This window comes from Cytobacillus sp. NJ13 (assembly GCA_030348385.1).
GTDB lineage: Bacteria > Bacillota > Bacilli > Bacillales > Cytobacillaceae > Cytobacillus.
Genome location: JAUCFP010000006.1, coordinates 3,883,356 through 3,910,025, shown reverse-complemented (window position 1 = coordinate 3,910,025; position 26,670 = coordinate 3,883,356). Strand labels below are relative to the sequence as shown.

Annotated in this window: 21 protein-coding genes; 4 read left to right on the top strand and 17 right to left on the bottom strand. The window is 42.4% G+C overall.

Features of this window, described 5'->3' with window-relative positions; all coding sequences use genetic code 11:
- Nucleotides 1-5: 5 nt before the first annotated feature.
- The 16 genes from QUF73_19480 to QUF73_19405 form a co-directional block, all read right to left on the bottom strand.
- Entirely contained in the window at nucleotides 6-971 is a 966-nt protein-coding gene (locus tag QUF73_19480) for a transketolase family protein (GenBank protein ID MDM5228311.1), read from the bottom strand.
- Nucleotides 968-1,825 carry a transketolase gene (locus QUF73_19475; protein ID MDM5228310.1) on the bottom strand — a complete coding sequence of 286 codons (858 nt, stop codon included), beginning with the start codon at nucleotides 1,823-1,825 and terminating at the stop codon, nucleotides 968-970. The genes QUF73_19480 and QUF73_19475 overlap by 4 nt, the downstream gene beginning before the upstream one ends.
- A 154-nt stretch (nucleotides 1,826-1,979) precedes the next feature.
- The gene (locus QUF73_19470) at nucleotides 1,980-3,254 is read right to left on the bottom strand and encodes a TRAP transporter large permease (protein MDM5228309.1); all 1,275 of its coding nucleotides are present in this window, start codon (nucleotides 3,252-3,254) and stop codon (nucleotides 1,980-1,982) included.
- 4 nt (nucleotides 3,255-3,258) lie between these two features.
- Nucleotides 3,259-3,750 (bottom strand): TRAP transporter small permease, encoded by a 492-nt coding sequence (locus tag QUF73_19465; protein ID MDM5228308.1) that lies wholly within the window; start codon nucleotides 3,748-3,750, stop codon nucleotides 3,259-3,261.
- Between the two features lie 64 nt (nucleotides 3,751-3,814).
- The gene (locus QUF73_19460) at nucleotides 3,815-4,837 is read right to left on the bottom strand and encodes a TRAP transporter substrate-binding protein (GenBank protein ID MDM5228307.1); all 1,023 of its coding nucleotides are present in this window, start codon (nucleotides 4,835-4,837) and stop codon (nucleotides 3,815-3,817) included.
- An 84-nt stretch (nucleotides 4,838-4,921) separates the two neighbouring features.
- On the bottom strand, nucleotides 4,922-6,025 hold the full coding sequence (locus QUF73_19455) for an NAD(P)-dependent alcohol dehydrogenase (protein MDM5228306.1): 1,104 nt from the start codon (nucleotides 6,023-6,025) through the stop codon (nucleotides 4,922-4,924).
- 45 nt (nucleotides 6,026-6,070) lie between these two features.
- The gene (locus tag QUF73_19450) at nucleotides 6,071-7,105 is read right to left on the bottom strand and encodes an alcohol dehydrogenase catalytic domain-containing protein (protein MDM5228305.1); all 1,035 of its coding nucleotides are present in this window, start codon (nucleotides 7,103-7,105) and stop codon (nucleotides 6,071-6,073) included.
- A 320-nt stretch (nucleotides 7,106-7,425) separates the two neighbouring features.
- A complete protein-coding gene (locus tag QUF73_19445; GenBank protein MDM5228304.1) occupies nucleotides 7,426-8,460 on the bottom strand; it encodes a LacI family DNA-binding transcriptional regulator in 1,035 nt (344 codons plus the stop codon).
- A 260-nt stretch (nucleotides 8,461-8,720) separates the two neighbouring features.
- Nucleotides 8,721-9,983: a PTS ascorbate transporter subunit IIC gene (locus tag QUF73_19440; GenBank protein MDM5228303.1), complete on the bottom strand. Its 1,263-nt coding sequence runs from the start codon at nucleotides 9,981-9,983 to the stop codon at nucleotides 8,721-8,723.
- A gap of 125 nt (nucleotides 9,984-10,108) precedes the next feature.
- Entirely contained in the window at nucleotides 10,109-10,378 is a 270-nt protein-coding gene (locus tag QUF73_19435; protein MDM5228302.1) for a PTS sugar transporter subunit IIB, read from the bottom strand.
- Nucleotides 10,379-10,391: 13 nt separating this feature from the next.
- On the bottom strand, nucleotides 10,392-12,509 hold the full coding sequence (locus QUF73_19430; GenBank protein MDM5228301.1) for a BglG family transcription antiterminator: 2,118 nt from the start codon (nucleotides 12,507-12,509) through the stop codon (nucleotides 10,392-10,394).
- A 224-nt stretch (nucleotides 12,510-12,733) separates the two neighbouring features.
- Nucleotides 12,734-14,224 (bottom strand): argininosuccinate lyase, encoded by a 1,491-nt coding sequence (argH, locus tag QUF73_19425; GenBank protein MDM5228300.1) that lies wholly within the window; start codon nucleotides 14,222-14,224, stop codon nucleotides 12,734-12,736.
- Between the two features lie 15 nt (nucleotides 14,225-14,239).
- Nucleotides 14,240-15,931, bottom strand: a complete 1,692-nt coding sequence (locus QUF73_19420) for an iron ABC transporter permease (GenBank protein ID MDM5228299.1) — start codon at nucleotides 15,929-15,931, stop codon at nucleotides 14,240-14,242.
- Entirely contained in the window at nucleotides 15,928-17,034 is a 1,107-nt protein-coding gene (locus QUF73_19415; GenBank protein MDM5228298.1) for an ABC transporter ATP-binding protein, read from the bottom strand. The genes QUF73_19420 and QUF73_19415 overlap by 4 nt, the downstream gene beginning before the upstream one ends.
- 14 nt (nucleotides 17,035-17,048) lie before the next feature.
- The gene (locus QUF73_19410; GenBank protein ID MDM5228297.1) at nucleotides 17,049-18,143 is read right to left on the bottom strand and encodes an extracellular solute-binding protein; all 1,095 of its coding nucleotides are present in this window, start codon (nucleotides 18,141-18,143) and stop codon (nucleotides 17,049-17,051) included.
- Between the two features lie 18 nt (nucleotides 18,144-18,161).
- Nucleotides 18,162-19,373: an ROK family transcriptional regulator gene (locus QUF73_19405; GenBank protein MDM5228296.1), complete on the bottom strand. Its 1,212-nt coding sequence runs from the start codon at nucleotides 19,371-19,373 to the stop codon at nucleotides 18,162-18,164.
- 311 nt (nucleotides 19,374-19,684) lie between these two features.
- Here QUF73_19405 and QUF73_19400 point away from each other — a divergent pair, with 311 nt between their 5' ends.
- The 4 genes from QUF73_19400 to QUF73_19385 all read left to right on the top strand — a co-directional run bounded on the left by QUF73_19400 (nucleotide 19,685) and on the right by QUF73_19385 (nucleotide 24,165).
- The gene (locus QUF73_19400; protein ID MDM5228295.1) at nucleotides 19,685-22,192 is read left to right on the top strand and encodes an NEW3 domain-containing protein; all 2,508 of its coding nucleotides are present in this window, start codon (nucleotides 19,685-19,687) and stop codon (nucleotides 22,190-22,192) included.
- 423 nt (nucleotides 22,193-22,615) lie between these two features.
- On the top strand, nucleotides 22,616-23,584 hold the full coding sequence (locus tag QUF73_19395) for a nuclease-related domain-containing protein (GenBank protein ID MDM5228294.1): 969 nt from the start codon (nucleotides 22,616-22,618) through the stop codon (nucleotides 23,582-23,584).
- Nucleotides 23,585-23,644: 60 nt separating this feature from the next.
- A complete protein-coding gene (locus QUF73_19390; GenBank protein MDM5228293.1) occupies nucleotides 23,645-23,905 on the top strand; it encodes a CGCGG family rSAM-modified RiPP protein in 261 nt (86 codons plus the stop codon).
- Nucleotides 23,890-24,165, top strand: a complete 276-nt coding sequence (locus tag QUF73_19385) for a hypothetical protein (protein MDM5228292.1) — start codon at nucleotides 23,890-23,892, stop codon at nucleotides 24,163-24,165. Before QUF73_19390 ends, QUF73_19385 begins: the two co-directional genes overlap by 16 nt.
- Nucleotides 24,166-24,669: 504 nt before the next feature.
- On the opposite strand, the gene QUF73_19380 is transcribed toward QUF73_19385, so the two are convergent.
- On the bottom strand, nucleotides 24,670-26,667 hold the full coding sequence (locus QUF73_19380) for a methyl-accepting chemotaxis protein (GenBank protein MDM5228291.1): 1,998 nt from the start codon (nucleotides 26,665-26,667) through the stop codon (nucleotides 24,670-24,672).
- Nucleotides 26,668-26,670: the final 3 nt, after the last annotated feature.

The window sequence follows — 26,670 nt, the reverse complement described above, 5'->3', positions numbered from 1 at the left end:
TATGGTTAAATTAAAGAATTTTTCTTCGTCAATGCCTCTTTGACTCTTTTGACAATATGGCCGGATGAAATTTCGTACTTCTCCAGCAGATCATCATTTTTAGCTGACTCTGAATTTAGATCTTTCACACCTACACGAAGCATAGGAACTGGTTTCTCTTCTACTAAAACCTCTGCCACTGCACTTCCAAGACCGCCATAAATGCTATGCTCCTCTGCTGTAACAATAACTCCTGTATTTTCTGCAGCTTTAACAATTGCTTCTTTATCAAGCGGCTTAATGGTCGGCAGATGAATCACTGCCGCAGAGATTCCATCAGCTTCTAATTGTTCTGCCGCAGCTAAAGACCTGCTGGTTTGTGTTCCTGTAGATATGATGGTAATATCCGTTCCTTCTTTTAAATGCACCGCTTTACCGAATTCAAAGTGGTAATCTTCATTAAAAATGATTGGATACGGGTCACGGGCAAGTCGCATATATAACGGCCCTTCGTATTTATGTGCAAACTCCATCATTTTTTCCACTTCTATACTGTCTGCAGGTGCGAGAACAACCATATTGGCAAGCGATCTGAAAATTGCGATATCTTCAAGCGATTGATGCGTTTTTCCCGTTACCCCTGTCAGCAAACCGCTATAGGCTCCAATCATTTTCACATCTAATTTTGGCTGAGCAATTTGCACTTGAATTTGATCAATGGCACGTTTAGACAGAAATGCAGCAAAGGTAGCAGCCCAGGGCTGCAAGCCAGTTGCAGCCAGTCCAGCAGCTACACTCATCATATTTTGTTCAGCGATGCCCATTTGCAGAAATCTAGAAGGATTCCCTTTTGCAACAGCATCTATTTTGGTTGAGTTAGCCAGATCTCCATCAATCGCATAAACCTTATCGGACTCCAGAGATAATTTAAGCAGTGTTTCTCCAAAAACGTCCCTCATTGAAACTTGATCTTTAGAAAGTAAGCTTTTCATTTTTGAACCCCCATTTCCAGTTCTTTTGATGCGCTGCTTAACTCTTCATCTGTCGGAATTCTTGAATGCCATAAATAATCTCCTTCCATAAACGAAACACCCTTGCCTTTCACCGTGTTGGCGATAATCATAACAGGCTGGCCTGTTACCTCTCTGGCTAGGCGAAAAGCTTCACTAATTTCCTGGTGGTTATGGCCATCTATCTCAATGACATGCCAGCCGAATGCTTCCCAGCGCTTTTTGGGCTCATTGATTGGGGTTTCTCTCGATTCTCCATCACCTTGCCAGCCAAACTGCTGAAGCTTATTAAAGTCGAGAATAACGACCAGATTATCCAATTTATATTTAGAGGCAATATCTGCAGCTTCCCAAACCTGGCCTTCCTGTGATTCACCATCACCAATCATGCAGTATGTGCGGAATTCTTTATTCTGAAGTTTTGCACCCAGGGCCATTCCGACGGCTGCAGAAATCCCCTGGCCAAGCGAGCCTGTTGACATGTCCAGACCTGGAAGGGTATTCATATCCGGATGAGCCTGCAAGCGTGAATTTAATGAATCAAAGGTTTGCAATTCCTCTGTCGGAAAATATCCTCTAAGTGCTAAAACTGTATAGAGCCCAATCGCAGAATGCCCCTTTGATAGTACAAATCGATCTCTCTGTTCATCTGTAGGGTTATCTGGATTTACATTCATTTCATTAAAATACAAATTTACAAGGACATCTGAAGCAGACATTGGCCCTCCTATATGCCCTGCTCCTGCATGATGCACTGTCTGAATAATTAATTGTCTTGCTTTAGATGACTTCTCAATTAAATACCTTAATTTTTCTTCGTTTAATGGGGTACTCATTTATATCCTCCTTCAGGTTTTGTTCTATCAATTTAGTTAAGCGCTTTACCAAATGGTGAAAAATGAACAAGATAAGATGACTTATCTTGCTATTAAAACCTAACGTCCGAGCTTTATGTCAGGACTATTAAGCGGACTCCTTACAGCCTATTTTCTATTTCAAAAGTGAAGGAAGCCAGGTAGATAGCGGCGGGAAAAATGAAATTACCAGCACATCAATGATTAATATAATAATTAATGGTATTACCGCTTTTGCGATTCTCACAATTGAGAGTTTTGTAAGCTGGGACACAACAAACAGATCAATTCCAACAGGCGGCGTTACTAATCCAATTGCTAAATTACAAACCATGATCACACCAAAGTGAACAGGATCTATCCCCAAATTAACTGCAGTTCCCAATAATAGAGGGACAAAAATAAGGATTGCAGCTCCTCCTTCTAAGAACATGCCTGCTATAAACAAAATGATGTTAACAATAATAAGGAAAATATATTTATTTGTAACAACACCTGATATTGAGCTGTATATCATTCCTGGAACACCATTCATCTCGATAAAAAACCCAAAAAGGCCTGCTGTTCCAATTACAATCATGATGATCGAGCTGCTGATTGCTGATTTTTTCAAAGTATCGGCCAGCTGCAGCAAAGTAATGTCCCGATAAATTAGGAATCCTACTATAAAGGAATAAACAACTGCAACCACTGATGCTTCCGTTGGAGTAAATACTCCTGAATAAATTCCGCCCAGGACGATAATAGGCATTAAGAGTGCAAGGAAAGATTTTTTAAACGCCACAATTACATCGGGAAAACTTTTTTTCTCTTCGCCAACATATCCATGGCGGTTAGCAATTATATAGGCACTGATCAGAAGCGAAAAAGTGATTAATAAACCCGGCAGTATTCCTGCAATAAAAAGATCTCCTATAGAAACTTCTGCCGCAACTCCGTATAAAATCATGGCAATACTTGGCGGAATGATAATTCCCAGGGCTCCTGCTACTGCCTGGTTAGCAGCTGCATATTCAATTTTGTAGCCTTTTGCGACCATAGCCGGGATGAGAATAGAACCAATGGCTGCTGTTGTTGCGGCACCTGATCCTGAAATAGCTGCAAAAAACATGGATGTAACAATTGCCACCATGGCTAATCCGCCAGTAAAATGGCCAACCAGTGAGCTTGCAAAATTAACCAGTCTCTTGGACATGCTTCCAGCACCCATCAAATTCCCAGCAAGAATAAAAAAAGGAATGGCCATTAACGGGAACGAGTTCATAGAGACAAATATTCTCTGCGGAACAATCTCCAATGGCAGGGTATCATGCATCCAAACCCCTAATACGGTAGATAGTCCCAATGAAAAAGCAATCGGTACACTCAGAAAGATAAATATGAATAGAGAAATAAAAAAAACAGGCAGCATCGTTTCACTCCTTTCTTTCTATGAACTGTTCCAAAATACACGTTATAGAGTTCAATAGAAGCAGTACGCCTCCCAGGGGTAAAGAAAGGTAGATAAAGAACATAGATATCCCTGTTCCAGGAGCAATCTGATTGCCAAAGCTTTGTGCTACCTTCCATCCAAACGCGATGATTACTATATAAAAAACAATTGAAATGAGATGGACTAAGACTGTTAGCCATTTCTTGGCTCTTCCCCGCATGACTTCCGGCACAATTTCAACCGAAATTAATTGGTTTTCCCGAAGGGCAAGGGAGGAACCAATCATGATCATTAGTATCATTAAGAATCGAGATAGCTCCTCTGACCAGGCTAAAGAAGAGCCCACTACATAACGCGCGACAACTTGCCAAAAGATAATGATGGTCATAAACGCCATAATAAAAGCCAATGCATATCCAAAAAACTTGTTCATTCTATCTATGGTTCGAATATAGATTCCGGTTATGCTCTTCATCTAATCAACTCCTTAAATGAAGAGGGCAACAAATAATTCAATTCATCATTGCCCTCTCAGCAGCCTAATAATCCAGATTTTTTACTTTTTCAATGATCTCTTCCCCGATTTTTGGTGCCCACTTTTCATAGACTGCATCGGTTTTCGCTTTAAAGGATTCTTTATCCGGCTCTGTCAGTTCCAATCCCTGATCTTTAAGGAATTTGGCTGCTTCGTTTATTTTATCTTCATTTGCCTGTCTTCCAATTGGCTCTGCATGTTCAGCAGCTTTTAAAACTGCATCCTGCTGATCCGGAGTAAGACTTTCAAAAGTCACTTTGCTTATAGAAATTGGGCCAGGTGCATATCTGTCTTCCAAAAGCGCAACATGACTTTGCACCTCAAAAATCTTGGATGTTTGGATGGTTGCCAATGAGTTGGAATGACCATCAATAACTCCTTGCTGTAATCCAGTAAACACTTCCGTCCATGCCATTGGTGTTGCATCTGCACCATAAGCCTTCCATGCATCAATTTGCAGCTCATTTTCCTGAACACGCACCTTCAGCCCTTTTACATCTTCCACACTGTTAATGGCTTTATTTGAAGATGTTGCCACAAAACCATTTTCCACCCAGCCAAGAACCTTAACATTTGTCTGCTCTTCAAATTTTTGACCCAGCTCATCTCCAATTTCCCCATCTAATACTGCATGTGCATGCTCTCGATTATCAAATAGAAATGGAAGATCGAACATATTAAATTCCGGAACCCAATTTCCCATGGGACCTGCAGATTGAATAGCCATATCAAGAGAACCCATTCCCATTAATTCAAATACTTCTCTTTCTCCGCCAAGTGAATTATTATAATGAATTTTTACTGTCATTTGATCATCCGTTAAATTTTCCAGCTCCTCTTTAAAGGCTTTTGCTGCTACATCAAATTTTGCTCCCTCAGGCTCAGGAATACTTAATTCCAGTACAGTTTGCTTTCCTTCTGCTGCATCTGCACTAGCAGTTTTCTTTTCTGATGATCCCCCTCCGCACCCTGCTAAAGCCAAAGATAAGATCGTTGCCAGTGAAGCCGCTTTCAATGCTTTTTTCATTTTAAATCCCCCTTTTTATTTTTAGAGCCTTTTGAAGATAAACTCCTCAAAAATAACTCCAAATTCTAAAATCCTATTTTTCTATTAATCTTGTAAATGATTGGGATATACCATGACTTTTAAACTGCCGCTTCGATTTATATGAGCTTGGTTCATTGCTTCCTGGATATCTTCCAGCGGATATCTATCTGTGATGATGGGTTCTATCTTGCTGCCGATTGTATCTAGCAGGCTGATGGCTAAAGGGTAGGTATTCGTATAACGATAGACAGAAAAAAGATCTATTTCTTTTTGAAGCATTAATGTGATGTTGAGAGGCACTTCTTCAATTGCCGGAAATCCGATAACAACAACGGAGCCGCCTCTTTTCACGGATTCAATTGATGATTGCAATACTTTAGCGTTTCCAGAGGTTTCTATTATCATATCAACGCCTAAGCCTGAGGTTATCTCTTCAATGGCAGCATTCAGATCTTCATTTGCTGCGTTAACTATCTTTGTAGCGCCAAATTTTCTGGCTGTTTCCAGTCTTAATGGCTCGATATCACTGACAATGATCTCCTTTGCACCAAATGCTTTTGCCGCTATCACGGTCATCAAACCAACAGGTCCCATGCCTGTAATGGCTACGGTGGAACCCGGAGTTAAGCCTCCGCGTTTTACGGCATGGATCGATACAGATAATGGCTCTGCAAGAGTTGCATTTTCGTAAGATAAAGAATCGGGAATTGGAAATAGAAAATCCTCCCGGTGTCTTAAATATTGAACGAAAGCTCCTTTTACCGGCGGTGTAGATAAAAATTGCACGTCGGGACATAGGTTATACCTTCCCTCTTTACACCATTCACAGTTCATGCAAGCAACACCCGGTTCCACAGCTACACGATCTCCAACCTTAAATTTTGTTACTTTTTCACCTATAGACACAACGATTCCTGCACACTCGTGTCCCTGTACATGCGGATACTGAACATATCTTTTGCCAATGCGCCCATGAGCAAAATAATGAATATCTGAACCGCATACCCCAACGGCCATTACCTTGACCAGTACTTCTTTACCAGTAACATTAGGGACTCTTTCTTCTTCAACCCTAACTTCCAAAGGTCTTTGCAAATAGGCAGACTTCATTGTCTCCGGAATAAGAACACTTTCTTTCTTACTAGCTGCCAATTTTGTCTTTGACATCTGGCTTCCTCCTTTCGGAATATATAAGTTGCATTTAAATGAAGTTTATGAGGAATGGCTTAAAAGCACCTTTCCGCATTGCTTTTGTTCACATAGATCAAACGCTTCCTTCCATTGTGTCAGCGGAAGCTTATGGGTAATGATTGGCTGAAGGTTTACTTTCTTTTGTTCTAATATCTGCATGACTCGATTCCACGTTTTCATGGAATGTGCAAGAGAACCAAATAGCTGTATTTGTTTGTACAAAATGATATCAAAATCCATTGTGATTTCTTTGCCTGCTATGCCAACTTGAATATGCTTGCCCCGTTTTTTTAAAGCTTGAAGGCAGCTATTGATTGATGGGGCAGCACCTGCACATTCTACCGTTACATCCGCACCCATACCATTCGTTTCACTCATCACAATGGTTTGCAAGTTATCAACTGTTACATCAACGACAACATCTGCTCCGAGTTTTTTGGCGATTTCCAGCCTCATTTTATCTGCAGATGTTCCTGCCACAATGACTTTACAGCCTTTTACAGCCAGCAAGGACAAACAGATGAGACCAATAGGACCTGGCCCGGATAATAAAACGGTATCGCCAACTTGAATATTTGTCAGCTCTTCAATGGCCTGAACCGCACAAGCGAGAGGTTCGGATAAGGCAGCCTCTTCAAGGCTGACACTTTCAGGAATCTTATAAACCATATCTTCACGAACCACAGCATATTGTGTAAAACTGCCATTTACTCCATGCCCCATTCCCCTGCGTTCTGAACAAAACATGTAATATCCTGTTTCGCAGTAATGACACGTGCCGCATGTAATGGCAGTTGACCCAAGCACTGCTACCCGATCTCCCGCTTTCACCTTTGAAATATTTTCTCCTGTATCAGCTACCATCCCGGAGAACTCATGGCCTATAATGACAGGCGGATAACTTTTAAATGTCTCATGGTAAATATGTAAATCCGTGCCGCAAATTCCTGTATACTTCACTTCGATTTTCACTTCATTTGGACCCACAGCAGGTTCATCAATGTCTAAAAGGTCAATATTCCCAACCCCAGGCTCTGTTTTTAGAAGTGCTTTCATTGCATTATCCTCCTTCAGTACAGTAAGCGCTTACCTTTTTCTATAAAAATAAAATCAAGTGGAAAAGCTTCCATTTATTCATTAGTTAGAAGCCATTTGTTAAAGCGCTTACTTTTTTGTAATAAGTTTTACAAAATGGAAGGCCTTTTAAAATTCAATACTTGTTTTAAAGGCCTTTTAAATCCCTCTGGAAATCTGGACCAATTGCTTTTAATTCCCCCTCCCTAAACATAAGAGGGTTTTCACACATTTAGTTAAGCGCTTTATCAAATCGGTGTTGATATTATTTTATTCATAATATTATAAAAAATCAATAACTTTTATAAATTTTCTAATTCTTCTTTCAAATCTTTATTCCTATTTTTTGCTGTGGAATTTCGGGTCACCAGAGAAGGCAGTAATGTCAAACGCATTTTTTCTTTTTTTTCTCCTTTAATCATCGAAATGATCAAATCCAGCACTTCTCTTCCCATATGCTGAATTGGCTGGGCAACCGTAGTTAATGGAGGCTCTACAATTGTAGCAATAAGAGTATTATCGAAACCCACAACTGAAATATCCTCGGGCACACCCATCCCCTCTTCTTTAACAGCCTGGATTGCTCCGATTGCCAATAAATCGTTGCATGCAAAAATAGCTGTTGGCGGGTTCTTGCCTTTAAGATATTTAGTTGTCATGATTTTTCCAGGTTCAACATGACTAATCCCATTGATATATTCAAATTCCCGGGTAAACTCTAAGCTGCTCTCTTCTAATGCCTGCTTGAATCCCCGCAGCCTCTCCCTGTTGCTCCAGACATCCCTGGCAATAACACCTATGTTTTGATGGCCAAGTTCTATTAAATGGGAAGCAGCCAAGTAACCGCCCATGAAATCATCTAATGCAACGGTATTTATTGAGAACATTGGAAGATCACGTGCTACTATCGCTACAGGAACATCTTCTTTTACCAATTCTTCCACTTTATTTAAATCTTCAAATCCAGATGCTAAAATGAAGCCATCCACACTTTTTCTTTTTAAAAGAGCAAGATATTTGTTTTCCTTTTCTGTTTGGTAATCAGTACTGCAAATAACAAGGTTGTAGCCAAATTCGTGTGCACGATCCTCTATGCTGCGTGCAAGTTCTGAGAAAAATGGATTAGCAAGATCCGGAATCAGGAGGCCGATTGTCTTTGTCTGCTTTCCCATTAATGCAGAAGCCATCATATTGGGCTGATAATCTAGCTGTTTCATGACCTCCAGTACTTTTCTTTTTGTTTTTTCTCCAATTCTTCCGGTATTATTAATTACTTTAGAAACGGTAGCAATTGAGACATTCGCTTCTTTTGCAACATCATATATGGTTACTTTCATATTCTCTCTCCTTGTTCAATCTTAGCTGATATCATCTGTGTCTCAGATAATAGTTTTTAGCCCACTTATAATAATCAAAATACAGTTTAGTTAAGCGCTTTCTTTGTCTTTTATTATTATTAATCAATTTTCCAAATATATCAATAGGTTATGGAATTATTTTTGAATTTTCGCAAAATAATGCATCTTGCCAAATGATTTCGACCGGCAAATTAAAAAAGGATTCCACCCGAAAGTGAAATCCCTTTTGATAAAGCATATTAAGAAAACAGTTTAATCAAAAAGCTCAATAAAATCCCCACTACCCCAAAGTCCGAGTCTCCAAAAGTAGTTCCTTCAAATCCAAGTGACCCCAGAACCGGCAGCAATAAGGCCGGAAGGAATGAGATTAATAGACCATTGGCAAATGCTCCGATCATCGCTCCGCGTCTGCCGCCAGTCGCATTTCCAAACACCCCTGCCGCCGCACCTGTGAAGAAGTGCGGAATCAGGCCTGGCACAATTATTTTCAGGCCGAATAATGGAAGAAGGAACATTGAAAGCAAACCAGCTACGAAGCTGAATAGGAATCCAATAATAACTGCATTTGGAGCAAACGGGAACACTGCCGGACAATCAAGGGCAGGCTTCGCATCTTTTACCACTTTATCAGCGATTCCTTTAAAAGCTGGCACGATTTCCGCAATCAGCATCCGCACACCGGCAAGGACGACATATACACCAGCTGCAAACGTAATGGCCTGCATGAGCGAGAATACAAGGAAGTTAACTCCGCCGCTCAACTCAGATTCTACATAGCCTTTTCCGGCGATCGGCGCCACAACCAGGAAGAGAATCGTCATTGTCAGAGACATTGCAACAGATGTATCGCGCAGGAATCCAAGTGATTTTGGAACTTTGATATCTTCAGTTGATTTAGATTTATCGCCAACACGCTTTCCAATAAAGCCGGAAACAAAGTAGCCGAAAGATCCAAAGTGGCCGACAGCGATGCTGTCATTGCCAGTGATTTCGCGTACATACGGCTGGACAAGCGCAGGCATGAATACCATTAATAATCCTAGAATAATAGACCCGATAATGATCAGCGGAAGCCCTGTCACTCCCCCAGTTGCAAATACAGCTGAGATCAGGCAAGCCATGAATAAAGTATGATGGCCGGTAAGGAAAATATATTTAAACGGTGTAAAACGGGCAATTAAAATGTTCATGACCATCCCGAAAAGCATGATCATCGCTGTTTCTTTCCCAAATGTCTGCTGCGCAATCGCTACGATGGCTTCGTTGTTCGGAATAACACCCTGAATATGAAATGCCTTTTCAAACATTTTTCCGAAAATATCAAGTGAGCCTATTAAGATGCTTGCTCCTCCATTAAGGATGAGAAAGCCCATGATCGTTTTAAGCGTGCCAGATATGACATCGGCAATTCCTTTCTTCTGCAGAAGCAAGCCAAACAAGGCGAATAAACCAACCAGGATGGCAGGCGTGCCCAATATATCATTCATGATGAAATCAAACATGTTTACCCCTCCTTTTTAAATCCTCTGTATCTATCTTTCAATCTAACTGGTTTTCAGGTTATACTGTATTTGTTCTTTTTATTTTTCAGCGGGCGAGTCTATCGCCTGCTCTTTTTTTCTCTCTATTATGATAAATGTGATTCCAAAGCAGCTTTTAGCTCGTTCTGATCAAGGATGTTTGTCAGACCAATGATGGTTCTTGTTCCGTCATCCAAAGTGGAAATCAGGTCTTTAGATCCCAGGTAGATATCCGCTTTTTCGGATTTAGCCGTTGTTAAATCTGTATGTGAGACATCTGCTTCCACTCCCAGCTGGCTTAACACTGTTTTCACATTCATTTCTACGATAAAGCTGCTTCCAAGTCCGTTTCCGCATACAACTAGAATTTTTTTCATTTTTATTTCCTCCTTAGTCTTGTGAATATTGATTAATAATTTCTAATACGTCAGCTTGAGTATCAGCATTCTGCAGCTTTTCAAGGTTATCGCTGTCAGACAGCATTTTGGACAGCTGGGATAATGCTTTTAAATGGGTTTCATTATCGATGGCTGCCAGCACAAAGAATAATCTTACCTGATGCTCCGGCTTTTCCGAAAAAGCACAGCTTTCCTTTAATTGCAGAAAGCTCATTCCCAGCTTGTTCACGCCAGCTTCAGGGCGGGCATGAGGAAGGGCAATTCCAGGTGCGATGACGATATATGGCCCCATTTCATTCACGTTTTCAATCATGGCATCAATGTAATTTTGGCTGATGGATTGATCCGCCAATAGCGGCTGTGACGCCATTTGCAGTGCTTCCTGCCAGCTTGCAGCCGAATCTGCAAATTGAATTTTATCGGCGGTGAGAACTTCATTTAACATTGGCTTTTGGTCCACCTCACTTTTTGCTTCTTTATTTGATTGATAGTAGACTTTCAATTCCTGGATCAGCATGCTTTCGTCTTTTATATCTGCATGCTTCCGGATAATGTCCATCAATGCGTCTATGTTTTCTGATTTAGGCTTTTTTTCTGATGCCTGAACCTGCTTAAGCAGAGATTCCTTCTCTGACGGGTTTAGAATCGGATTTACAATAAACACCGGTACCTTTTTCCGGGATACTGGCGTGGTCGAAATGACAAAATCCAAATCAGCCAGGGACGCTTTCTCATATTCACGGACGGTGTATACATTTGCCACATCTACAAACGGCATGAGATCTTCAATTTGTTTCTGAAGGATTCTGGACGTACCGATTCCGCTGGCACACACCACAGCTGCTTTTTTGCGGGCTTCCACCCTGACGCCTTCTTTATCAATCCAGCCGCCAAAGTGCATCGCAATATAGGCCACTTCATCATCAGATACTTTTTTGCCAAGTACGTACTCAAAATGATGAACCACTTTTTTGGTTAGAATAAACAGATCCTGATAAGAATCCTGTACAGATTTGGATAATGGATTCTCCAGTTCAATCCCATATTTGATTCGGAAATAAGCCGGTTTTAAATGAATCAATAAATTCCGCTCAAGTTCCTTCCGGTTTTGAAAAAATACGCAGGCATACTTTTGAAAATCATCGACCATTCTTACTGCCATTGATTTGAGGATATCAAGGTCCTGGTTTTCCAGCTCATGTGTATCATAGTCGCTTATTTTCGCCCCTAACAGGTAAGTTGCAAGATAGCAGGCTTCATCGTCAGGAACCTCAAGATGGAAACCGCTTTCAATTTTCCGGCAAATAAACCGAGCAGCGCTGTACTCTTTTGTTTCTTTAATGACCTGCTTTTCAACAGAATCCATCTTGATGTATTTTCCCTGGTTAAATCTTTTGATTAGCATAAATAAATGGGCGCTTAGCGTCTCCATCACTTCATCTGTGTAATGAACGCCGGAATAGGATTCACTTTCATCCAAAATCTCATAGATCGTTTCTAGATCAGCACGCTGAAACATTTCAGGTGACAGTCCAGGCATGTCCTGGATGGTTAACTGAACTTCGGATAATAGATCATTCCAGCCGCGATTGGTTAAAACCTGTGTTAGGCAGTAAATCAGCATTTTCCGCTTATCCTGCTCTTCGCCGGCAATATAGTAGCCCGAAGGTTTATGAAAATTCAACTGAACCTGGAACTGGTTAAGCTGCTTTTTTAATTCCTTGATATCTGCCAGAAGCGTACTCCTGCTGACACCCAGCTTATCCATCAGATCCTGCAGATAAATGGTTTTCTCGCGGGTCAGGATGAGGATGGCAGTCCAGGCCATTCTTTCTTTTCGTGAAAACTCATAACTGGCAGCTTTATCAAACGAATGCAGCCGCTGTTTAATCTGCTTCTTTTCTTCTTCATCGAGAAAAAATCCAGCAGCACGGACATACTTCAGCTCATCTAAACCCTGGTCTTTCAGCCAGCTATTAATTTTTTCAACATCATAATAAACGGTCCGCTTGGAAACCTGTAATTCCTCCATAAGCTCCTGCGGAGAAACATGTGTAGGCGCATGGACCATTTTCGTCAAAATCGTCATGCAGCGCTGGTCAAGAATCATCGGGAGCGCTCCCTCCTTTACCTGATTCTAAAATAGTAAGTTTGCAAAAGTCAGACTCTAAATTCATCGAATTGTCTGCTTACTACGTATTATACTCCTGTATTACACAAATTGAAGTCCGAATTCTGTAAGGGGGTTTTTGCAAGAGTCGGACTCATATTAGTAGAGAAATAAAAAAAGCGAACTCGCAATTGGCGAATTTCGCTTTTTAAATACAACAATAGTCAGAACCTAAAGTTAATCAAATTCTCCCGCTTCTCCTTAAGGCCTCTCACAGTCCCTTCATAGCTGAGCAGATCCCCTGTGAGGATTTCATTCCGATCCTTGATCATTCTCGAGACCTCATCCGGATTCGGTCCTCCCTGAAGGCTGCGGATCTGTACAAAGTATTCAGGAGAAATGATTTTCTTCCACTCTTCCTCTGTCAGGGAAACGGGAACATATCCCCGAATGACTTCATTCACGTCCGCCACTTTCCAGTCGCACAATTCTTTCTGATCTTTCACGGTTTGCTTCGAAATATAGCTGGCAATGGAGTGAGCCTTCCGGAAAGGAATGCTGTAGTCTCTCGCCAGGGTGTCAGCCAGTTCGGTGATCGTGATGCACGATTTCTTTGCCATTTCTTTTGCATGGTCTTTATTGACTTTTAATGTGGCAATCACGGCGTACATCAGTTTTAATACCCGATTGGCATTCGTAAAAGCGCGGTACAGATGTGGCTGCAGATCATCTTCTGTATCGACGATATCGCCAAATGGCGTGTTATGAACCATGTTCATGGCTGCATACGCTTCACCGTAAGCACTGCTCGCAATGGATCTGGAATGCTCAATGGAAACCGGGTTCCGTTTTTGCGGCATAATGCTGCTCACCTGTACGTAAGGATCCGCTACCTGGAAGGTGCCGAACTCTCTTGTTACATGCTGAAGGAAATCCTGAATCCACCGGCCAGTATTCACCATGCAGGTCATCAGGGCGGATGAGGTCTCCAGCAGGTAATCTGCTCCTGCAATCGAGTCGTATGAGTTTTCAATAATTCCTTCAAACCCCAATAAGTCGCGGGTGCGGTCCCGGCAAATCGGAAAGCCGGTCGTCGTAAGGGCCGCTGCGCCGAGCGAGGATTTGTTAACCGTTTTATAGGCAGCCCACAGCCGCTTAATATCCCTCTGGAGGACATCATAAACAGCCAGGAGATAATGCCCCAAAGTGGTCGGCTGGGCAGGCTGTGTATGGGTATACCCGGTCATATAAGTCTCTTTATGCTCTTCCGCCTGCTCCAGCAACGCCTCACTAAGCTGATAGGCACTACCCAGAAGCTGCAGCAGATGTTCTCTTAGGACCAGCCTGTACATCGCAATCCCCATATCATTCCGGCTTCGGGCAATATGGATTTTCCCGGCCAGCTCATCGCCGATCTCTTCTCCTATTTTCGCTTCCATCATAAAGAAGAGATCTTCAAATTGAGGCTGATAGAATATGGAACCGGTGTCTGACATGGCCACTTTATTAATGCCATCGAGCATGGTTTTTGCTTCCGCTTCAGGAATGATCTCCTGCTCTGCCAGCATGATCACATGTGCCCGATGAATATCGAACATGACATGGAACAGATAGTCCCGCTGGTCATTAAAAACGGGCATCAGCAGTTCTTCTGCATATGTTTTGCCAGGAAAGGCATGGCCTTCATTTTTAATAAACTCTTCTAATTTGCTCATTTTTTCAACTCCGTTTTAAGACAATGATTTTTCAGCCTTTACTCCAAAAAACTTGTTTGATATGAACAGAACCAGTGCAATTAAAGTAATCTGGATCATTCCGTAAGCTGCCGCCTGGCCCATATTGAACATTCTCAGCTGATTCATAATCTCGATGGAAATAGGGCGGTTCGAAAGGGTATACAGCAATACAGAAGTCGGAAATTCACCGACCGACTCCACAAAAGCCAGTAATGTTCCTGATAAAACCCCTGGCATAATAATCGGAAGGATTACTTTTCTGAACGTATAGAACCACTTTGCGCCAAGGCTTCTTGAGGCCTCTTCTATTGAATCATCCAATTGCTCCAATACAGCATTGGTGGACCTGACGACTAATGGAATATGGCGGATAAAATAGGCCAGAGGCAAAATCCAGAATGTGCCGACGAGAATATTGCCAAACGAGAAGATGTTTGGCTCATTAAAAGCAAAAATCAAATTCATCCCGATAACGGTAGCCGGCAATGCCCATGGAATCATAACTAAAATATCCACAAAGCTTTTTCCGACAAATTTCCGTTTAACGAGCACATAGGATGCCAATACCCCAAAGACCAGATTCCCTGCTGTAGCAATAACCGACAGGAGCAAGCTATTTTTCAATGGCTTGAATATGTTCGGATCCTGGAACAATAAACGATAATTTTCAAAATTAAATACCGATGGATAGGTCTGCCACGTCCATGTTCCGTCCGGTACGAGCGATAGAAGGAGAATCGTGAAATGCGGAAGCAGCAGAATGATGACTCCCACAATCCCTGTAAAGACCAGTATCCACTTCAAAACAGGATTATTCACTTCACTGCGATGGGCGCCAATTCCTTTAGATGCCATCCGGTAATCCTTGCGGTTTTGGTACCAGCGCATAAACAGCAGGAAGCTGATCGATACAACCGATAAAATAACCGATTGCGTGGCGGCTACTTCCATATCGCCGTTAATTTTCGAAAAATAAATCTGCAGGCTCAGCACCCTGAATCCGCCTGCCAGAAGAAACGGCGCACTGAAGGAAGCCATCGAAATCATAAACACCAATAAGGATGCTGCGACAATAGCCGGTGTCAATAATGGAAAGGTTACTTTCCAGAACACTTTAATACGGTTGGCCCCCAGGTTGTATGCAGCTTCTTCAAGGGATGGATCAATTTTATTAATGGCTGATGAAACAGTCATATAGAAATACACATACATAGTATATGCATGGACAATCAAAATGCCTGAGATACCGCCTATTTTGAACGGGACTTCATCCAGTCCGAACAAGTCTTTAATGGCATTCGGTATCAATCCGGTTTCCCCATACAGGAACATGAACGCCATTACCCCTACCAGTGACGGGAGGACAATCGGCATGATGGCAGCCGATGCAAAGAAGCCTCGACCCGGAAAATCATACCGGTTGAAAATGAATGCCAGCGGAATGCCGATCAGCGCACTGACCAGGACACTCAATACCGAAATATATACAGAATTCCACAGGGCTTCCAGATTGGTCTTGGATTCCTGGGTAAAAAAATCACTGTAATTCCCGAAGGTCATGCTTCCGTCTTTTTGAAGACTCTCTATTATGGTCCGTAAAGAGGGATAAAGAACATAAGCTATGAGAATCAGCAGGACCGGAATAAGGAGGAGCAGGGTCAGCCTTGTATCCCGATTTTTAATCATGATGCATCACCAGTCACCACAGGAATGATCCGCATCTGCTCTTCAGGCAGTTCCACCCAAATCTCTGCACCCGCCTGCAGGTTTCTGGATAATCCGCTATTCAGGGCATTCACCTGAAGCTTAAGGCCAGCAGCCCTGACCACAACATTGATGAGGGAGCCGAAGAAATGGACTTCTTCCACCATTCCTTTGAAGATATTTTTCCCTTCCGTCTCTTTTTCCAGTATTTTAATAGATTCAGGACGAATGGATAATGCCAGGTTCCCCTTGTTTTCCTGATTATAATTAAATGGGGCATTTCGGACGGAAAGCTCACAGGCACTTTCACCGTTCTGCACTTGTACAAGAATGTTTTCATCTTCTATCCTGCTGATTTTCACAGGCAGCAGGTTGATTTCTCCGATAAACCCCGCTACGAAATCATTGGCTGGTTCATTATAGATTTCCGAGGGTGTTCCCACCTGGTGGCAGACCCCAAAGTTAAATACCGCAATCCGATCGCTCATGGATAGAGCTTCTGCCTGGTCATGGGTAACATAGATGGTCGTGATATTATAATCTTTCTGCAATCTCAGTATTTCGCTTCTCATTTCATCGCGCAGCTTGGCATCCAGGTTGCTGAGTGGTTCATCCAGAAGCAAAATCTCCGGTTCAATCACCAATGCCCTTGCCAGCGCGACACGCTGCTGCTGACCTCCGCTTAACTGACTCACCTGACGATCGGCGTATTGCTCAAGCCTCACCTTTTGCAATACATCCTTGACTTTTATATTGAGCTCCTTGGAGCCAAGTTTTCTAACCCTTAATCCAAAAGCGACATTCTCAAACACCGTCATGTGAGGAAAAAGGGCATAGTTTTGGAAAACCATGCCCGTATTTCTCTTTTCAGGAGGTACACGCGTCATATCCTTATCGCCAAAACGGACAACGCCTTTAGTAGGATAATAGAATCCAGCAATCATCCGCAGTGTGGTCGTCTTGCCGCACCCGCTTGGTCCAAGGAAGGTGAAGAATTCCCCATCCTTTATATCCAGATTTAAATGATCGACTGCAATAACCTTTCCAAAGGCTTTTTGGACATTATCTATGTTTATGGACGCCATACCTATTACACTTCCTATTCTTTAATTTCTTTTTCTCCGCTCTTAATGTTTTCATCCCAATACTTCATCCAGCTGTCGCTGTTTTCCTGGAATACCTTCCAGTCGATATCCATGCTCTTAATCTCTGTTTCTGTAATCCATTCAGGCAGTCCTTCCACATCATCCCTTGTTGGAATGCGGTAAAATTCATCTGCAAGGATTTTGGCAGCTTCAGGCGTGTTGACAAACTCATAGAATGCTTCTGCTGCCTTTGGATGCGGAGCATCATTCACAACAGCAATGCCTTCTGTCAGGACTGGTGTTCCGCTTTCCGGAATGATGAATTCAAATGGATAATTTTTATTTTCTTTTAACATGACAACATCAGGCATTGCCCAGACAGATAGCTTTCCTTCCCCTTTGGCCACCTTGTTGTACATCATTTCAGGATTTGCTGCGTATTCTTTCGTGTTGGCATCCAATTTTTCAAGCCATTCGTAGCCGGCAGCTGTATCGCTGGAATCCTTAAAGTCGCGATAAATCATGGCTGAAAAAATCGTTCTCATCGTTCCGGATGCCAGCGGATAGCGGATGATGATTTCATCCTTCCACTTCGGATCCAGAAGCTCATCCCAGTCTTTAGGCGCTTCATCTTCTGATAATTCTTTGCTGTTATACATAATGACTTCCGGTGTTTGGCTTGTTCCGGACCAGTGCCACTCAGGATCATGGAAGCCTTCTGCCAGACTTCCGGAATAGGAAGGCTCATATGGCTTTAACAGTCCTTCATCCTTTGCCTGATCGAAGTTTACAGATGGCGCTCCCCACCAGACATCAGCCTGGGGATTGTTTTTCTCGGAGCGGATCCGGTCCAGAATTTCCTGTGATCCCATATCAAGCCATTCCACATCAATCTGATATTTTTCCTCGAATTGCTGTTCAAACTTTGATAGAATATCCTTTCCATGCGGTGAATAGATAACTACCTTTTCTTCCAGCTTATTCTCTTTCTCTCCCTGCTCTTTCTCAGAGCTTGAGCTGGATCCCTGTTCTGAACTGCACGCTGAAAGCATTAATGCAGCCGAAATAGATAAAGTGGTTAATATCAATGCCCTTTTCTTATTTTTCATTGAAAAAAATCCCCCTCATTAAGAAAATTTGATAATACTTTCATGCTCCCGCAAAAAGAGTGAAACAGCACCCAGGACTCCCGCATTATCACCTAATCGTGAAGTCTTCAATTCTACTGAACTTGGAAGATAGTGATTCACGATCCTGTCCAATTTAGGCAAAATGTAATCAGATGATTTTAGAACACCACCTCCTAAAATAATGACTTCAGGATTCAATAAGCTCGCGGCATTAATGATTCCATAAGCCAGATGTTCAATGGCTTCGTCAATGACCTTAATGGCTAATGTGTCGCCTTTTTTCGCAAGCGCAAAGGCCATTTCCCCCGGCAATTCTCCCTTTATTGCCTGAGAGCAGGCAGGGTGGTCCGGATCCTGCTGAATGACTTCCGTCAGTTTTTTTCCGATTGATTTTCCGCCGGCGACGCTTTCCAAATAACCGTAGCGGTGAAAGATTGGCTTAAAGTCTTTTTTCAAATCTGTTTTATCCGTTACCATATAGCCCATCTCGCCAGCAGCATTTGAATACCCCCGGTACAGCTGATTATTGATAATAATTCCGCTTCCAACACCAGTTCCGACCGCCATAAACAGAACATTCTGTTTATTTTTTGCGTTTCCCAGCCATTGCTCCCCAAGTGCTGCAACATTCACATCATTGTCCACATGAATCGGGAAAGAAAAGTATTTCTTCGCTTCCGCTATGAACGGGTATCGAATCCAATTCAAACTTGGTGCTTCTAAGACGACCCCATTGGATGTCTGTGTGATTCCAGGAACCCCCGCTCCCATTCCAAACACCTGATCCAGGGGAATATGGCAATCATCAAGCATGGAATGAACTTCTTTGGCGATTTGTTTTAAAAGTCCAGATTCTAAAAATTGACCCGTTGAAAAACTGCTGGAATGGACAATATTTCCTCCGAGATCGCTAATGACTGTTTTTACTTTCGTGCCGCCGATATCTGTTCCGATTACATAAGCCGCTTTTTCATTGAAATAAAGATGTATCGGCCTCCTTCCGCCTTGTGAAGACGATTCGCCTATCCCCTTTTCATACACCCACTTTTCCCCTATCAATTCATCTACCAGCAAAGAAACAGTCGGCTTGCTTATGGAAATCTTCGCAGCAATCTCGGCCCTTGAAGTCGGTGAATTTTCCTGAATCCATTGAAGTACTCTCTTTTTATTGATTGATTTCATTTGCATAGGTGTCCCATTAAAATTCATCACATCACGGCCTTAATTGATTTGGTTAGTAAATATTACTAATTAACTTCAATATAACCTACCTGGTAACCGTTTACAACCCATTATTTTTAATTTTATGATAATTGAGACCATTTCTATGACTAAAGGATGATTTTAATAAAATTAATTTTTCGAATATTGAAATATTAGTAATTTTCCCCTATTATGAAATTTATTAGGCGGGTAGTTGACTGAAGTTAGTTAGGCTATTTAACTAACCTGCTTTAGACCTATGATGAAAGGAGTGTAAGAAGAGCGCTGTCAAACCATTTTGAAAGGGGTTACACAAATTGAAAAAAATCTTTGTTTATTTTTTGTCCTTAGCGTTAATTCTCTCCCTGCTGCCTCTCAGCGGAAGTGCCCAGTCAGAAGAGCATGACCCCGACCTATGGAGTGCAGTGAAGCCGCTGGACACAACGGTCAGCTTTTTGAATACAGGAGCACATCCTGACGATGAGCGCAGTGACTTTCTTGCTTACTTATCAAGAGGACTTGGTGTTAAAACCTCAAGCCTGATCGCCAACCGCGGCGAGGGCGGCCAGAATGAAATCGGGCAGGAGCTTGGGAACGGCCTTGGAATTATCCGCTCCCGCGAAATGATTGAAGCAGCGAAAATCACCGGAGTTAAAGCCTACCATTTAAGTGAAACAACCTCTGATACCATCTATGATTTCGGCTTTTCCAAGACAAAGGATGAAACCCTGAGCCACTGGGGCAAGGACCTTACTTATGAAAGATTAATCCGTTTTATTCGTACTTACCAGCCAGATATTGTGATGCCATCCTTCAGAGACTCGGATACCCAGCACGGACACCACCGCACAATGACCATTCTCAGCCAGGAAGCCTTCAAAGATGCCGCAGATCCTAACGTTTTTCCTGAACAATTAAAGGAAGGATTATCCGTCTGGCAGACTAAAAAGTTTTATTTGCCTGCTGAAAGTAAAGATACAGCAGATACATCGATTGAAATAGGCATGTATGATCCTATCTACGGCATGTCCTATCCGCAAATCGGCGAGCAATCGCGCTATATGCACAAAAGCCAGGGAATGGGCAATGACATCCCTGTCGCTCCAAGACAGACACATCTGGAGTTAGTGGATATCGCAGTAGAAACAAACGGCAGCAAGGAGCTTTTTGCCGGTATCCCATATGATTTTAACGAATGGGCAAAAACACTCCCTAAGAAAGAAAAAGCATTGCAGGTGCACTTTACAAAATTCCAAAAAAGCCTGGATGGAATTATCTCCAGCTATCCTAGCCAGAGCCAGGTATTCAGCAAGACGCAGCAAGCATTAAAAGAAGCAGACCGTTTAGTAAAGAAGACGGAGAAATCCAAGCTTGACTCCCAGCTGAAGTCTGATCTTCTTCATAAACTTGAAGTGAAAAAAGAACAGCTGCTGAATGTGAGCCTGGTATCCTCCGGCCTTGAGATTAATGCGCAGGCGGTGTCCAATATTCTGACAAAAGGACAGGAAACGGCTGTTACTGTCACGTTAACGAATAATGGCAGCCAGAAGCTGAAGAAAGCTGATGTTGAACTGATCACTCCTAATGGCTGGAAGGTTTCTAATAAGTCCAAGACAGCTGACCTTGCACCCGGTAAAACGGCTGAAGTTACTTTTAAGGTTCAAGTTCCAGCTGATGCAGCGTATTATCACGCATACGAAACCCCTGCCATACAGGCAAAAGTCAGCTATGAATCTGCCGGTGCAAAAACAGTGACTGTCTCTGAGCTGGATGGCACCATTGCCGTTCTGCCAGACGTGGGCCTTACCCTTTCTCCTGAAGATCTGGTTATAAATACCGCTGACGTTCAGGAAGAAGTGCCTGTCAATGTAAAAGTGAAAAATTACCGTGAAGGAGCTGCACAAGCTTCCGTATCCTTAAATGTTCCCGAAGGATGGTCAGTCAGTCCGGAAAATGCTGCAGTTAACTTCGGATCTTCATTGGAGGAAAAAGAGGTTACCTTTACACTCAGCCCGCCTGCGGATATTCAGGAAGGTGACTTTAAACTATCCGCCAAGGCATCCGTAAATGGAAAGACCTTTGATTCAACAGTTCAAGAAATTCAATATGACCATATCGGAACATTTTATTACCTGTATCCAGCCCAGGTAAATGGAGTCGCCTTTGAATTGCTGGCACCAGAAGGCTTAAAGGTCGGCTACATCGAAAGCGGCTTTGACAAAGTGGCAGATTACTTGTCCAATGCAGGACTCGATGTGACGAAGCTTACTGAGACCGATCTTGCTTCAGGGGACTTAAGCCAATACGATACAATCGTTGTCGGTATCCGTGCCTACCTGTCACGTGAAGACTTAACAGCAAATAATGAACGTTTAAAAGAATACGTCGCAAATGGCGGGCATATGGTGGTCCAATACCATAAGCCGGACGATGGCTGGGTTACGGAAGACACTGCGCCATACCCGCTGACTATTGGAAACCCATCCATCAGGTGGAGGGTAACCGATGAAAATGCACCTGTTACCGTTCTGCAGCCTGAATCGCCGCTCTTCAACTATCCAAATAACATTACTGAGGACGACTGGGCCAACTGGATTCAGGAAAGAGGATTATACTATCCAATGCAATGGGATGACCGCTTTGAAACCTTCGTGCGCATGGGTGATCCAAACGAGGAGCCATTTGATGGCGGCATTCTCATGGCCGATTACGGAGAAGGTACCTACCTTTATACTAACCTGGTATTCTATCGCCAGATTCAAGGCCAGGTTCCGGGGGGCTACCGCATTTTCACGAACTTGATCAGCTACGGCCATAATGAATAACTTATTAGGGGCAGCTGCGTATGCAGCTGTTCTTTTTGATCGGGACATGGGCGGGACATGGGGACAGGTTAACTGTCCCCAAAGTACATTTGGGACATGGAACCTGTTCCCTCGTCCCTTCCATGAATGTGGACTTTGCAAATTGAGTGGGGAGGCTGCAAAAAGCAAGGGTGGTTTTGCAAATAGCAACCTACTTTCTGCAAATAGAAATAGGAATTTGCATATAGCAGCCTACTTTCTGCAAATAGAAATGGGAATTTGCATATAGCAGCCTACTTTCTGCTAATAAAATATTAAGGAAACAGCCATTGTCTAACACTCGCATATAGAGTTGGAGAATCTGCAAATAGTCTCCCATGTAAAAGAGGTATATAGACATTTATATCGAAAATAACTAAGTAAACATAGAAAGGAGAGCTATACTTGATTAGTAAAAGTCTGAAAGTCCCCGAATTGAATCTCCAGCTTGAAGCTTTGTTAAGAAGAATCCCCGAACATCATCCCGCACGTGAGAAAGTAATCTCAGAATATAAAAAGAGAAGCGCGGGATTTAAGGGAGAAGAAAGATTATTTTATTACTTAAGCTTTCTTGAACCTAAAAAGTATTGGATTTTTCATGATTTGAGATTATCAAACGGATCGCATTTTTTTCAAATCGATGCATTGCTGCTCACTGCAAATTTTGCACTCATATTGGAAGTTAAAAATTGGACAGGAACCTTGATTTTCAGCCCTCATTTCCAGCAGGTCATCCGCATCCAAAATGATAAAGAGGAAGGATTTCCAGACCCCCTTTCACAAGCGCGGCATCAGACGAATCAGTTTAGAAACTGGCTTGTACTTAATGGATTTCCTAATATTCCACTGGAATTTTTAGTTGTAATCAGCCATCCTTCTACCATTATTAAGGCAGAGACAGACCCGCTGCAAATATCTAAGAGAGTCTTACACTCTCATCACCTTTTATCCAAAATGAATGGCATTGAAAATAAGTTCCCTCAAGAAAAAACTGACTCTAAGGAGATACGGAAGCTATGCCGGACTTTGTTAAAAAAACATAACCCTGCACAATCCGAGATTCTCGGGCACTTCAATGTTTCAGCTGAAGAAATTCTCACTGGTGTCAGCTGTCCTAAATGCACTTCCCTTCCGATGATTTTCCATTGGGGGAAATGGCACTGCCCAATGTGTTTGTTTTCCTCTTCGTTAGCACATGAAGCTGCAGTCCAAGACTACTTCCGGCTTATTAAGCCGTCAATTACCAACTCGCAATTCCGCTCATTCACCCATATACCATCCCCCTATGCGGCTTCAAGATTGCTCTCCAGGATGAACCTTTCATTTAAAAGAAATAAAAGACACCGAATTTACGAAAAATCCCCTGAACAGTGATTAATCTCACAAATTTTTCCAATAATTTAATTTATAATCAGGTTGAATTGAGGTGCTAATATGGAAAAGAACTGGTCTATTTCACTGGAGCATAGTGATTACACTAGTGATTTGGAGCTTCTGATCAACGATGCGATGGCGGCAGTCAGCCAGACAGCTAAAGGATATTATGTCAATATAGTCACACCAGCTGTGTTAGGAAATCCCGATAACTATCTAACTGAAGCACTGCTCTTATACTTCGGAAATAAAGCGGACCCTCAATTTATCGATCAATGCGGATGCGGGGGGTATGTTTTGAGGGTATGGAAAAACAAGTGAGGGACCTGACGATTTTGTGTGATTATAAGCACAGGCATGTCATTTTGAATTATTATTATGAAGAGGAGCTTATTGATCGGGATGGAATCAGCTTTAATGAGATTTACGTTCACCAGGGGACAATTTACTTTATCAAAAACAGAAAACGGATCGTAACCATCTATTCGAAGAAATATCGTAATATATTGATAGGCGAGGATTTTCAAAATTACTATATTATGCGGAGAGATAAGAATCGTCTTGATATCTATTTTCCTTAAACGGAGCTGCGAAAGCGCTGGATACGCTTTTGCAGCTTTTTTTATTTGGGATTAATATATCTATTTGCAGGAAGCCTGAATCTATTTGCGAGTTCCCAGTTCTTTTTGCAAAATCTAAGATTCTATTTGCAATTTGATAATCCTAGACTGATCCCCGATCTATTGCTGCTCGTCTATTTGCAGGTAGCAGCCTGGTATTTGTACTTTTCCAGTTCTATTTGCAGAATTCATCCTGCTATTTGCAGCATACACCGTTTTATTTGCAGAATCCCCGGTTCTATTTGCAAATCAACTAAGCGAGCCGTTTCCCGTTCTTATGCAGTTCAACTATTTGCAGAATCCAGCTAACTATTTGTAAACTACCTATTCTATTTGCAGAATTTCCAGCCCTATTTGCAGGGTTAAGCATCTATTTGTATGTTTCCGTGCTCTTTTGCAGGGTTCACATTCTGAACCCGCGTCCACATAAAAACAGACCCGCCAAACCTAGCGGGCCTCTCACATTTAACTCACTTTAAACTTCTTAATAGAATCCAGCAGCTCCTCCGCCATTCCCGAAAGCGAAGCTGCAGATGCCGCAATTTCTTCCATGGACGCCAGCTGCTCTTCTGTAGCAGCGGATACATCCTGGCTTTCGGCTGTGGTGACAGCGGCAATTTCTTCGATTGCGCTTACGAGTTCTACCACCTGGTCGGCCCCTTCGGCCATTTCCTTGATGGATGAGGAAACTTCCGCAATCTGGCCAGAAACGGTGTCGGCAAATTGCTGGATGTGGCTGAAGGCATCTCCTGCATTGTTAACCAGGTCAATTCCTTTTTCCACTTCAGCTGTTCCTTTTTCCATGGAAGAGATGGCCTTGCTTGTGTCCGTTTGGATCGTTGAGATCAGTTCGCGGATGCTTTCCGTCGATTTGGATGATTGTTCTGCCAGCTTGCGGACTTCATCGGCTACAACGGCGAAGCCTCTTCCGTGCTCGCCTGCTCTTGCTGCTTCAATGGCTGCATTAAGCGCGAGCAAATTCGTCTGAGCGGCAATTTCGGAAATAACATTGACAATCTGGCCAATTTCCTCCGAACGCTTCCCTAATGTATGAACAATGGAACCTAATTCAGAAACTGTTAAATTAATATTTTTCATCTGATTCGTGGAAAGATCGATTGCTTCATTTCCTTTTACTACCACTTCATTTGTCTCATTAGCGGTTTGGGCCACAACGTTTGTATTCAGCATGATTCTCTGAATGCGGCCGGACATTTCTTTTACAACAGAGGTGCTTTCTTTCACTTTTTCCGTCTGCTGCTCAGTAGCTGTTGCTACTTCCTGGATGGAGTTGGCCACCTGCTCTGTTGCCATGTTATTCTGTTCGGAGCTTGCCGTCAGCTGCTCCGAAGATGAAGCAAGGTGAACCGCTTTTTCACCTACCTGGTTGATTAATTGCTGAAGCGAGGCGACCATCTTATTGAAGCTGATGCCCAGTTTGCTGATTTCATCGTTATTTTTCACATCAAACTTCTGGGTCAGATCTCCCTCGCTGACTTTATCTGTTGCTGCAATCAGCTGATTGAGCGGGCGTGTAATCGAACGAACAATAAAATATGAAATAAGTGCACCTATAAGTACAAAAATGGCTATGAATATAATCGTAGACATTAAGATAGGCTGTACGGCTGATGTTACTTCTTCCAGATTCATTGTGCCAAGCACCTTCATGCCTGTAAGCCCATTGGTGGTAAAGTGCATTTCTTTCTTTTCGCCATCAAGAGTGTATTCTACCTGCCCTTTTTCCTTTTCCAGGACTTCCGGCAGCCAGCTTCCCTCTGCCTGTGTGCCCGGTTTCTCCTGCGGGTGCACTAAAAAGCTTCCCTCCGCACTTAAGATAGCGGGATATCCTTCTTTCCCAATCTTAATGTTATTGGATAGCTCGCTTAGAGCAGACAGACTTAAGTCAATCCCGATAACTCCAGAGCTGTCGCCAAGCTTTTGGGCTACTGTGATTAGGATATTTCCGCTTACAGCATCAACATAAGGCTCTGTGATGAAGGCTTTTCCCTTTGCCTCCATAGCTCCCTGATACCAGGGGCGTGTAGTGGCATCAAAATCAGCTGGCAAATCTGCACGAGGATAGATGACTAAATCGCCATTTTCAGAGCCTGCATAAATGGCGACTGCCTCCGGATTCAGCTCTTTATATTGACTAAAGGCTTTATTCGTCTCCTCTAATTCTTCTGCAGCATAAAAATCCTTCTTTATCCGCTTTGAAAAATAATTCGTATCTTCCATTTTTGTTTTAATAAAGTCCATGATAAATTGGTCAAGGATTTTTACATTGTCATCCGCACTCATTTCAATCTGGCTTGTTATTTCATCTTGCGCCTTCTGATAGGAAATGTATCCAATTGAAACGGAAGGGATTAATAGAATAATAATAAATGAGAGCAATAATTTTTTTCTAATCGTAAATGAAAACAGCGACCCTTTTTCTTTCTCTTTTTTCTTTTTCATAAT

Excerpts from the sequence above, each read along its gene's own strand:
- QUF73_19480 (MDM5228311.1), bottom strand. The coding sequence starts at position 971 with ATGAAAAGCTTACTTTCTAAAGATCAAGTTTCAATGAGGGACGTTTTT.
- QUF73_19475 (MDM5228310.1), bottom strand. The coding sequence starts at position 1,825 with ATGAGTACCCCATTAAACGAAGAAAAATTAAGGTATTTAATTGAGAAG.
- QUF73_19470 (MDM5228309.1), bottom strand. The coding sequence starts at position 3,254 with ATGCTGCCTGTTTTTTTTATTTCTCTATTCATATTTATCTTTCTGAGT.
- QUF73_19465 (MDM5228308.1), bottom strand. The coding sequence starts at position 3,750 with ATGAAGAGCATAACCGGAATCTATATTCGAACCATAGATAGAATGAAC.
- QUF73_19460 (MDM5228307.1), bottom strand. The coding sequence starts at position 4,837 with ATGAAAAAAGCATTGAAAGCGGCTTCACTGGCAACGATCTTATCTTTG.
- QUF73_19455 (MDM5228306.1), bottom strand. The coding sequence starts at position 6,025 with ATGTCAAAGACAAAATTGGCAGCTAGTAAGAAAGAAAGTGTTCTTATT.
- QUF73_19450 (MDM5228305.1), bottom strand. The coding sequence starts at position 7,105 with ATGAAAGCACTTCTAAAAACAGAGCCTGGGGTTGGGAATATTGACCTT.
- QUF73_19445 (MDM5228304.1), bottom strand. The coding sequence starts at position 8,460 with ATGAAAGTAACCATATATGATGTTGCAAAAGAAGCGAATGTCTCAATT.
- QUF73_19440 (MDM5228303.1), bottom strand. The coding sequence starts at position 9,983 with ATGTTTGATTTCATCATGAATGATATATTGGGCACGCCTGCCATCCTG.
- QUF73_19435 (MDM5228302.1), bottom strand. The coding sequence starts at position 10,378 with ATGAAAAAAATTCTAGTTGTATGCGGAAACGGACTTGGAAGCAGCTTT.
- QUF73_19430 (MDM5228301.1), bottom strand. The coding sequence starts at position 12,509 with ATGATTCTTGACCAGCGCTGCATGACGATTTTGACGAAAATGGTCCAT.
- argH (MDM5228300.1), bottom strand. The coding sequence starts at position 14,224 with ATGAGCAAATTAGAAGAGTTTATTAAAAATGAAGGCCATGCCTTTCCT.
- QUF73_19420 (MDM5228299.1), bottom strand. The coding sequence starts at position 15,931 with ATGATTAAAAATCGGGATACAAGGCTGACCCTGCTCCTCCTTATTCCG.
- QUF73_19415 (MDM5228298.1), bottom strand. The coding sequence starts at position 17,034 with ATGGCGTCCATAAACATAGATAATGTCCAAAAAGCCTTTGGAAAGGTT.
- QUF73_19410 (MDM5228297.1), bottom strand. The coding sequence starts at position 18,143 with ATGAAAAATAAGAAAAGGGCATTGATATTAACCACTTTATCTATTTCG.
- QUF73_19405 (MDM5228296.1), bottom strand. The coding sequence starts at position 19,373 with ATGAATTTTAATGGGACACCTATGCAAATGAAATCAATCAATAAAAAG.
- QUF73_19390 (MDM5228293.1), top strand. The coding sequence starts at position 23,645 with ATGGAAAAGAACTGGTCTATTTCACTGGAGCATAGTGATTACACTAGT.
- QUF73_19385 (MDM5228292.1), top strand. The coding sequence starts at position 23,890 with ATGGAAAAACAAGTGAGGGACCTGACGATTTTGTGTGATTATAAGCAC.
- QUF73_19380 (MDM5228291.1), bottom strand. The coding sequence starts at position 26,667 with ATGAAAAAGAAAAAAGAGAAAGAAAAAGGGTCGCTGTTTTCATTTACG.